Source organism: Paenibacillus sp. LPE1-1-1.1 (genome assembly GCF_040676435.1).
GTDB lineage: Bacteria > Bacillota > Bacilli > Paenibacillales > Paenibacillaceae > Pristimantibacillus.
This window is the reverse complement of record NZ_JBEGHY010000009.1, coordinates 1-1,121: the sequence shown is the minus strand read 5'-3', so window position 1 is coordinate 1,121 and position 1,121 is coordinate 1. Positions and strand designations below refer to the sequence as shown.

At 50.9% G+C, this 1,121-nt stretch carries 2 tRNA genes and 3 rRNA genes; all 5 read left to right on the top strand.

The window, feature by feature from the left end:
- A 16S ribosomal RNA gene (locus MRBLPE1_RS10550) occupies nucleotides 1-92 on the top strand; the annotation flags it as partial.
- Between the two features lie 176 nt (nucleotides 93-268).
- A 5S ribosomal RNA gene (gene rrf, locus MRBLPE1_RS10545) occupies nucleotides 269-385 on the top strand.
- A gap of 39 nt (nucleotides 386-424) precedes the next feature.
- Nucleotides 425-501: transfer RNA gene (locus MRBLPE1_RS10540), tRNA-Ile, on the top strand.
- 32 nt (nucleotides 502-533) lie between these two features.
- A tRNA-Ala gene (locus MRBLPE1_RS10535) sits at nucleotides 534-609 on the top strand.
- 112 nt (nucleotides 610-721) lie between these two features.
- Nucleotides 722-1,121 (top strand): 23S ribosomal RNA (locus MRBLPE1_RS10530); the annotation flags it as partial.

The window sequence follows — 1,121 nt, the reverse complement described above, 5'->3', positions numbered from 1 at the left end:
AAGGGAGCTAGCCGTCGAAGGTGGGGTAGATGATTGGGGTGAAGTCGTAACAAGGTAGCCGTATCGGAAGGTGCGGCTGGATCACCTCCTTTCTAAGGAAATACCCGGACCCGATGAGGTTCGGATAAACTTGGCAGTTTATCGCTTACTCGTTGTCAGTTTTGAAAGAGTAACCAGTCCCCAAAAAGTGAAGATAAGCGTTGCAGCTTATACCGATTACTTTTCGGGGGCCCCGGAAACCCTCTTTCGATGTAAGTCATGTCATCCGTTTGGTGGCGATGGCGGAGGGGAACCACACGTTCCCATACCGAACACGACCGTTAAGCCCTCCAGCGCCAATGGTACTTAGACCGCAGGGTCTTGGGAGAGTAGGACGTCGCCAAGCAGGTGTTTTTACACCTAATATACGTACGATGAGAATTAAGGGCCTTTAGCTCAGCTGGTTAGAGCGCACCCCTGATAAGGGTGAGGTCGGTGGTTCGAGTCCACTAAGGCCCACCACTATAAATTCTCGGATGTCGTAAACCTAACATGGGGCCATAGCTCAGCTGGGAGAGCGCCTGCCTTGCAAGCAGGAGGTCAGCGGTTCGATCCCGCTTGGCTCCACCAAGAACTTTTATCAAATTGCACCTTGAAAACTGGATAACGAAAGAAAAGTATTGCTGAAACATCCTTTAGTTGTTTTTATTAGAAGCGAAGGTGAACGATCACCCGAGCAAATGGTTAAGCTAGTAAGAGCGCACGGAGGATGCCTAGGCACCAGGAGCCGAAGAAGGACGTGGCGAACAACGATACCGCCCCGGGGAGCCGTAAGCAGGCATTGATCCGAGGATTTCCGAATGGGGAAACCCAGCTGTCGTAATGGACAGTTACTACTAAGTGAATACATAGCTTAGTAAGAGGCATACCAGGGGAACTGAAACATCTAAGTACCCTGAGGAAGAGAAAACAATAGTGATTCCGTCAGTAGCGGCGAGCGAACGCGGATTAGCCCAAACCAAGGAGCTTGCTCCTTGGGGTTGTAGGACGTCTCACATGGAGTTACAAAGGTGTTTGGTAGGCGAAGAGGTCTGGAAAGGCCCGCCAGAGCAGGTAAAAGCCCTGTAACCGAAAGCAAGCAC